This window comes from Rhodococcus sp. 06-235-1A (assembly GCF_002258785.1).
GTDB lineage: Bacteria > Actinomycetota > Actinomycetes > Mycobacteriales > Mycobacteriaceae > Rhodococcoides.
Genome location: NZ_NOYI01000029.1, coordinates 1 through 8,625, shown reverse-complemented (window position 1 = coordinate 8,625; position 8,625 = coordinate 1). Strand labels below are relative to the sequence as shown.

At 59.7% G+C, this 8,625-nt stretch carries 7 protein-coding genes and 1 pseudogene; all 8 read left to right on the top strand.

The genetic code is table 11. The features are described from left to right. Window positions 1–43: 43 nt before the first annotated feature. Window positions 44–454, top strand: a pseudogene (locus CH275_RS30220) (site-specific integrase); the annotation flags it as partial. 270 nt (window positions 455–724) lie between these two features. After that, a complete protein-coding gene (locus tag CH275_RS30215) occupies window positions 725–1,528 on the top strand; it encodes a site-specific integrase (protein WP_232433769.1) in 804 nt (267 codons plus the stop codon). Between the two features lie 35 nt (window positions 1,529–1,563). Further along, window positions 1,564–3,345, top strand: coding sequence for a hypothetical protein (locus tag CH275_RS26695; protein WP_141215008.1), 1,782 nt, complete (start codon window positions 1,564–1,566; stop codon window positions 3,343–3,345). Next, a complete protein-coding gene (locus tag CH275_RS29705) occupies window positions 3,342–5,435 on the top strand; it encodes a hypothetical protein (RefSeq protein WP_094642678.1) in 2,094 nt (697 codons plus the stop codon). Before CH275_RS26695 ends, CH275_RS29705 begins: the two co-directional genes overlap by 4 nt. Next, a complete protein-coding gene (locus tag CH275_RS26685; protein ID WP_042940335.1) occupies window positions 5,432–5,866 on the top strand; it encodes a hypothetical protein in 435 nt (144 codons plus the stop codon). The genes CH275_RS29705 and CH275_RS26685 overlap by 4 nt, the downstream gene beginning before the upstream one ends. A gap of 614 nt (window positions 5,867–6,480) precedes the next feature. Beyond that, window positions 6,481–6,816 carry a hypothetical protein gene (locus tag CH275_RS29295; protein ID WP_141217217.1) on the top strand — a complete coding sequence of 112 codons (336 nt, stop codon included), beginning with the start codon at window positions 6,481–6,483 and terminating at the stop codon, window positions 6,814–6,816. A gap of 81 nt (window positions 6,817–6,897) precedes the next feature. Continuing rightward, window positions 6,898–7,698, top strand: a complete 801-nt coding sequence (locus tag CH275_RS26680; RefSeq protein ID WP_008720606.1) for a matrixin family metalloprotease — start codon at window positions 6,898–6,900, stop codon at window positions 7,696–7,698. A gap of 1 nt (window position 7,699) precedes the next feature. Next, window positions 7,700–8,356, top strand: coding sequence for a hypothetical protein (locus CH275_RS26675; protein WP_143545005.1), 657 nt, complete (start codon window positions 7,700–7,702; stop codon window positions 8,354–8,356). Window positions 8,357–8,625 lie beyond the last annotated feature (269 nt).

Below are 8,625 nucleotides of genomic sequence, written 5' to 3'. Positions count from 1 at the left end.
TTTTGTGCACGGATGGACAGATGTCCACGTACTGTTGCCCACCATGCCGAGACCTGGTTGGCGTGTTTGTATCACTCCACACGAGTTGGTGCCGCGGCCAGCGGTGCCGGACACAAATTTGGAGTGGCCTGGGTTCGCGCGGCCAGAGTTGGTGGCCGGCACGCCGTTCCTCATTGACCCATCATTTGAGTATGACATCGAGTTGAATGCCTTCTTCAGATCAGTCGATATGCAGGCGAAGGCGCGCCACACCCAGGTGGGCTACGCCCGCGATCTAGCCGCGTTTTTGAACTTCGTTGCTGTCTCACGAGACAGAGCTCGTTGGTGCGACGTCAACGAGGCTGACCATCTGGCGTACTGGCGCTGGCGCAGGATCGACTCTCAAGGGCCGCACATACAAGGTGCGACATGGGACCGAGAGGTTGCCGCAGTCGACAAGTTCTATCGATGGCAGGTCCGCGCGGGCCATATATTGAACAACCCTGTGCCGCAGAGAGTTCGACGACCAATGCCGTTCGGCGCGGGCCTCGTCCGTCATGACTCTTCGACCACAACACCGGCAACCTACTCGCACGATGCCGCGACGGATCGTATCGAGTGGCTCCCACCCCAGTCCTACCGTTTATGGCGCGATGTCGGGATTCGCGGATATCGCGCCGACGGTGTCCACGACACCGGGTTTCGCGGTCGCTGGGCGGCGCGCAATGCATCATTCTGCGACTTGATGGTGCGCACCGGCATGCGGTTGTCCGAGCAAGCGGCGCTGACGGTATTCGATGTGCCAACAGCTCGCGGTCTCGGGGGCTATCAACGTTTTTGGCTGCCGACGGCCATCGCCAAAGGTCGTTCGGCCCGCCGAGTCTACGTTCCTGAATCCGTGATCGCCGACCTGATCGGGTACGCGACACTCGATCGCGCGGAGGTCATCGCCCGCGCACGCGCCTGCGGACGGTACGAACAGGTTCGCCGCCCGCTCGTGATCCCTGATCCGCATTCGCCGGTCGTCGTACAGACTCGGTCCGGTCTGCGATCGACCGTGAAAGTTTCCAACCTCGATGCCGACGAACGACGCCGCTTGCTCATCGACGGGCCCGATGGCTTGACGCCGGCCGCGTTCTGGCTGTCGGAGTTCGGCACCCCCATCGCGGTCTCGACCTGGAAAGACATGTTCGCAGTCGCCAACACACGGTGTCGTCGAGCAGGAGTTCCTCTGACTGCACATGCTCACCTCCTGCGGCACACGTTCGCGGTGGTGACTCTGGAACAGCTACAGCGCGGACATATCAGCGCGATGACCGAAATGACTGCCGAACAGCGAGGGCAATGGACACAGATCTTCGGTGACCCTCTGGACTGGGTGCGACGTCGCCTCGGACACCGCTCCGTGGTGACAACACAGATCTACTTACACGCGCTGTCGGAATTGGAAATGGAAACGCGAATGATGTTGGTGCCCAACACATGGGAAGATCCCCGCGACACTCCACTCGACGTCTTCGACGTCGCCACTGAGAACAAAACACAGTGAACGGTCGCGGCAGTACCGGCACCGGGCGCCGCGCGATGCTCCCATCTGGCCCGTACACACCGACCGAAGGCGAACACGCCATCGCCTCCGGCCTCACGGTCCGATTCGATGGTGAAGACGGCCGGACTCTGCTGGTGGACGTCGCGAAGATGGCGCTGCCCGGTTGGCACACGGCAGTTGCAGAGGCTCTGGCCCTTGCCCTCGGGGCGACGGGACGCAGCAGGACGCTCAGCTCAGCGAAGGGACTGGTTACGAGGGTGCGATCCATGCTGCGATCCCTCTCGGAACTGCCGGATCCACCGACCGGACCACCGTTGCTGGAGACCGCCCACCTCCAATCTGTCTACAACCAGCGCAGAATCACGCAGAAGGACGTCTACGCCTGGCGAGGCATCGCACTTTTCGGACAGTTCCTGACGTTGCCACCGCTGGTCGATACGGTGAATTCATCAGTGATCGACTACACCTGCCGCCAAATCGGGCAGACCCGGATTGGCCAACCTGGCTACTCGGACGGAGAGTTCGATCGTATTCTCTCAGCCGCTCGGTCAGACATCACCGCATTGCGCGATCGAATTCGACTCTCGGAAGCTGCAATAGGACAAACGGGTGAACAGGAAGGCTTGGAGGGCGACAAAGAGCTCGTCGCGATTGCGGAATCAGGAGTCGTACCCCCGAGCCGGAGCTTCAGCGCGCACGTCGTCAGACTGGAGCTTGCGAGCCGGCTCTATATGACGATCCGGGACCTCGCGCCAATGCTCGTGTTGATGGTGGCGCTGACCGGCCGCAATATCGAAACCATCAAAGAGCTCCCCTGGGAACACCGAATCCTGGAGACACGCGCCGTCGAAGTTCGTGTCATCAAACGCCGCCGCGGCAATCACCGATGGTTCGAGACCGCGACGTGGGAGATCGGGCCACCGGGTCGCGAACTGCACTATCCCGGCGGTCTTTACCTACTGCTACACGAACTGACCACTCGCAGCAGGAACACTTCTGGCAGCGCATCCGTTTGGTCGATCTGGCGTAGCGGCCACAACACCGGCCTTCGCGGTATCGAAGAACATTTCGACCCATTCGCTCGCGAACTGACCGCGACAGCAATCAACCTTGCCGGATGGCGCACCCGGCATTGCCTCCACGCTGACGTCGTCGACGGAACGCCCCCGGCTCCGCTTGCGGTCACCGGCAACCGGATCAAGACCACGGCAGACGTGCGCCGTACCAAACAGATCGGCGGTCACCTCCCGTCCGCTGCCCGGAGCAACACCATCCCGGTTCTGTTCCGGAACTATCTACGCGGAGACCCGACAACACAGGAATGGGCACACACCGTTGTTGCGGCTGCCGTCAGCGACGCCGAATCGAGCGCTCTGGCAGCACACAGACGGGCGCTGCACGTTGCAGGAGGCACACTGAACGTGCAGCCGGAACGCTCCGCCACCAATCCTCACGGGGATACCCCGCCGACGCACACAGACGCAGCCGATACCGCCTGGTCAGCGTGCCGGGATCACGACCACCATCCCGCCACCGGGAGAAGCTGTCGCGCATCGTTTCTCGACTGCTTTCACTGCGGAAACTGCGTGATCACGCCTGATCACCTTCCTGGACTGCTCGGATTGCTCGATGCGCTGGCGGCCCGCCGCGATCAGCTGTCGGAGGCCGATTGGTGGGTCCGATACGGACCGACGTGGGCGGCCATCCGCCATGACGTTCTCTCGAAGTTCAATCGGTCCGAGATCCTGGCGGCAACGGAGATCAAACCCACCGATGCACTTCTCGATCTCGTCGAATCACCATGGGAGCAAACATGACCAACGCCCACCCTCAACCGTCGACGTCGCACCCGTTCGACGAACGATGCGTACTGAACGGGCGGCCGGTGCGCCCGGAGACAGAACTCAGCCGAGCTTCCCGATTCGTAGAGGACGTCTGGGATCTCAGTCCAGCTTTCTTTCAGCAACATCATGTTGCTCTGATCCTCGACTTCACATCCGTGCCGTCTGTCTATCGCACCGTGGCCAAAGAACTTTTCATCGGGCTGCTGGGCGGGCCTGCACCCGCCAGAGGACGCGGCTTACCGAAGGTAGCGACGATTGCCTCGATGTTGCCCACGCTCCGCCACTTCTTCTCCTGGCTCGCTTCGCGACCCAACCTGCGCCAGCCGCTGCTATCGGAGTTGCAACCTTCCGATTTGATTGCGTACCAACTGCATTTGCTCGCGACGCAACCCACTCTCACGGTTCGTGATCGCTATCGCAGTTCGGTTCGGTCGCTCTATCGCTACCGCGGACTCATGGTTACCGATCAGCTGACTTTCGACCCGTACCACATCGATGGTTGGAGCGAGTCCGGCGACAGGAGCGGGCCAGACAACGCGACCGCCAGAATTCCGGAGGCGGTGCTCGGACCCCTACTCACCTGGAGTCTGCGGTTCGTCGATGAGTTTGCATCGGACATTCTCGCGGCAGACCGCGAGTGGCGACGAGTTCGATTGCAAGAAGGGGTAGTTCCGCCCGAGGCAAGGCGTTGGGTAGAGAAGGATCTGGTCCATCTGTTAGCTGAATACCGTGACGCAGAACGCCCACTACCGGGACACAACGGCCAACCGAGCTTTCGCCACCTGTCCCGCCTGCTTGGATGCGATCGCTCGACCTTGCGGACTTACCATGACCTCATCGAGGACACAGCTCGACTGGTCGGGGTCGACAACGATGTCTCGTGTGACGTGGTGATCAACGGACGGATCAACGGGTCCCCCTGGATTGACCGCATCCTGTTCAATCGGCGTGATCGGCAGGCCGGGATCTTGCACCTGCTGTCGGCGCTGAGCGCAGCCTGCTACGTGATCATCGCGTTCCTGTCCGGCATGCGTGACAGCGAGATCAAGCATCTGCAGCGGGGCTGCATCAGCGTCAAACGTGACCCTCACGGCAGGCCCTACCGGTGGATGATCACCAGCCTGGCGTTCAAAGGTGAACGCGACCCCACCGGAGTGCAAGCGACCTGGGTTGTCGGCGCTCCGGCCGCCCGCGCCGTGGCGGTCCTCGAACTCCTCCAACCCCGTAACGAAACCCGGCTGTTCGCACCCTCAACTCATGGCACCGCTGTGCGGATCGGCAAAACCGCCGCCCACGTCAATTTGACCAAGACCACGAACGACCACATCAACAATCTGGTGTCCTGGATCGATGGCTATTGTCGCGCACATGATCTCGCAGAGGACATTCCGGCTGTGAATGCCCAAACGTGGCGGCTGACAACCCGCCAGTTCAGACGAACACTCGCCTGGTTCATCGCACGCCAACCCGGCGGATCCATTGCCGGGGCAATTCAATATCGCCACCAAGCTGTCCAGATGTTCGAGGGCTACGCCGGCACATCGGATAGCGGTTTCCGCGCCGAAGTCGAGTCAGAGGAGGCCCTTGCCCGAGGGGAGGGTCTGATGGCAATGATCGATGCCCACGAACACACCGATCTCGTTGGACCCGCCGCCGACGAAGCCCGCCGACGTCTGAGCGAGCTCGAGTCGAATATCCGATACCAAGGACAGGTCGTCACCGACCGGCGTCGGCACGACCGCTTAATACGCCGATTCGACCCAGCAATCTATCCAGGCCGATACGCCACCTGCGTCTACGATCCGGACAAGGCACTGTGCACACGCGCACAAAACCTTTCGGGCCAGAACGCGCCGACGCTCGGTGGTTGTCGACCTCTCGAATGCCGCAACGTCGCGCTCACCTCAGGCAACCTCGACGAGTTGCGTTCGGAGAGCTCCGATATCGAGCGCGAGCTCGAACGAACACCGTCGCTGCCTCCGTTGCTGCAGCATCGACTACGGCAACGGAGTGAGCAGATAAATCAGTTCGTCGACCGACACGATCCGAACTCAATCCGATGAGTAAACGCATCGACCTCCCGAGCGAGCAGGACGTCCGTCGAGTGATGACAGAGCACATCGAAGACGCAGCATCGGCCGGCGGCCGCGCCACTGTCATCGGCCTTGCCCGTCGACTGGGTCTGTCCAACGCAACCTTCTGGCGGCACTACCCCGCTATCGCTGCCGAACTCAGAGCCGCTTCCGTCGCAGCTCCCGTCGCCACACGGCATGACGACCGGACCGAACTCCTTGCCTCCAACAAACGCGTGCAACGAGACAACGCGGCGCTGACTCAAGACCTCACCCTCGCACTGGCCGTCATCCAGCGGCTAACACTCGACAACCACGCCCTACGGAAAGAACTGGAAACAACGTCAGGGGTGACCTCCCTGCAGTCACGCTCGAGCTCCGCGGACGCTGTCGTGGGCGCGTGTGGCCGGCAGGACCGCTAAGCCTCGATCCACCGATAAAGCTGCAAGATACTGGGCGTCGGGGAGGAAGTATCCTCCGACCAGAATTAATTCGAGTTCTCACACAGCGAATCAGACCAGACCACTCCGAGTATGTTCACCGCTGTCCTTTTTGAGATGACTCGTTCAGCTTTTGACGTCGGATGGCAGATACACCAACGACAATGCTTGCGATCCCAGCCGCGAGGACAAGCGTTGACAGCGGATCAAATTCATTAGTCTCCACACGCGTGTCAAAATCCTGTGCAGCGCAACGCACGACGACTAGCGGTAGGAGGGGACGACTGGACTCGACGTCGACAGCCCCCGGATAAGCATTCTCGCAAATTTCTGAGGCCGAGCGACCGAGCCCAATCTGGCTGGTCGCCCCAAATGCAACACCAACGAGCAAGACGCCGATTAGAACCAGCAGGACAGCTGGCCGTAGCCACCGAGAACCTGTATTGCTCATGCGTTCGAAGTCTAGCCGCCGTCGAGTTGGCGGCGGTCACGGTGACCGAATTGTGACCAAACTCGTGTTCGCGTGTCTCTCCAACGGTGGGCAAACTGACCGTACTGTTCGGTTCGTCCTTGATGCCCTTCACTGTGGGAGCTCCATGAAACCGAGCAGGCTACCTCTCAAGTCGCATATTGGCGATCCAAGCCCATTGATCAATGTCCGCTTCAGGCAGCATCGGACGCGAAATCAAATTGTCGCTCGAAGAATGTCACTTATCGGTGCGTTAATTACATCCCTTGCATTGCTAGTTTCTACACCTGGCGTTGCGAACGCCGATCAATTTCGCAACAACCAGTGGGTATTCGGCTCCATCGAACGCGAATTTATCGATTTCCTTTCCGGTGCTAACCAATACGGCCAAGGCGGCACCTCGAGTATCGGAGAACCCACCAGTGGCGAGCTTTACGCAGGAAACAGCAACGAGGGGCGGTAGCAGGAATTCGGGTTTACTAATCGCATTTACTGGTCGCCGAATGTCGACCCAAACAAAGGTCGTCAAATCGGCGGCTTGATCATGAACAAGTGGCTTAATTTGCCATCGCGTCAGTACAGAACGTATGTCAACGGCCCGTATCAGTACGAGAAGCGAAGCGACGAACGTGGACGACTCGGGTACCCGGTCACACGTGAGAGCCCTGCTTCTGGCGGGCGGTACAACAACTTCCAGGGCGGCGCGATTACATACAAGTTCGGAGCCACATCTGCCTATGCCACCTGGGGTAACATTCGCGATCAGTGGGCTGCGCAGAACTACGAGCTTGGACCCTTGGGCTTCCCGAGCAGTGATGAGTACCTGTGTCAAGATGGAACAACGTCCAATGATGGTTACGAGTCATATGGCGCTTCCGGACAGAACTTCCAGAACGGCCAGTATCTGACGTCAGGACGCAGGCCGCCGACATTGGGCTACAGCTCAGTCCTCTTCTCCAAACTCACCTATCAGTCATCTTCCCAATACACGACCGCAATTTCGCAGGCATCCACTGCTTGGAATGCACTTGGGAGCGTCCAGGTTACCCCCTATGACCCTGTGAACCCGACGCTCACTAATGTGGAAATTTCCGACGCCAACCGTCCGGACGTCACATGGGCCGGGCTATACAGCAACACCGACTTTGGGGTGGACACTATTCAAATGAATACAGCGAAGCTCGGTAACGCCAGTAATCAACGGAACGTTATGACACACGAGATGGGTCATGCGCTCGGTTTGGCGCATAACTGCAAAAGTCAGCTGATGGATCCGATTTCAAACTCATCGGTTTTTGCGCCGCAGTTCATGGATCAAGCCGCCTACCGTCAACTCTGGGGATGACATGATGAAGGTCAGAAGTTTAGGATCAAAGTACGGCACGGTGGGCGTTGCGAGCTTATTCGCCTGCATTGTATTAGTTGGCTGCAGCACTTCGGCAGGCACGCAACCTGGAGATGCTGGCACGACTGCCAGCGTGACTACGCGCACACAAGCAGTGGAAATGGACTCGGCTTTCGATGTGACAGACCCTCAGCAGCTTGCCGGTTGGGCCGACGCGGTCTTCGTCGGAACAGTGATTGAGCAAGTCGGTACGAAGGCAGTTGGGCCGTTTCCCGAGACGCAGTTTTCTGTTGAGGTGCTTCAGACCCTAAAGGGTGACGTCGCGGGCCAAATACTCGTCAATCAGCAAGGCGGGTATGGCACCGACGGTACGTTGTACTTACTGGACGATGACCCACTGATCGAGCCGGGAGCAACATACCTTATGTCGGCTGGCTTCTTGCCGTCCGAAAACTGGTACACGGTCGCTCCACGCGCGGGCAAAGTGACGTTGTCAGCAGAGGAAGTTGCTGCCGTCAGCGATGGAACTGCGCGGCGATCAACCGATGAGCCAGCGCCGGTCGCAACAATGCGAGATGCCATCGACAACGAGATTCCGTTCGATCCGAACCGCGAATCGGAGCCCGTCAGCTCCGAACCGCCAGTGCCACCAAGGTAGGTGTGTGACTTCAGTCGACTGGACCGGAAGCTGATCTTCACGTCCCACCAGTGCAGTTCGGGGGTGTATGACTTATTCCCGAACTGCACTGACGTTTTAGCCTGTCTTGGCTGTCGACGGGCCAAATCCTCATCCGCGGTGGCTCCGCTACAGCGGCAGCTCATGGTCCGAGCGTGATTCGGGCAGGTGTCGAACCCTCGTTGGTGATGGCCCGAAACAGCGGGATACTAATCGGATGCACAGTGGTCAGAGGCAAACCCCGTCTACAA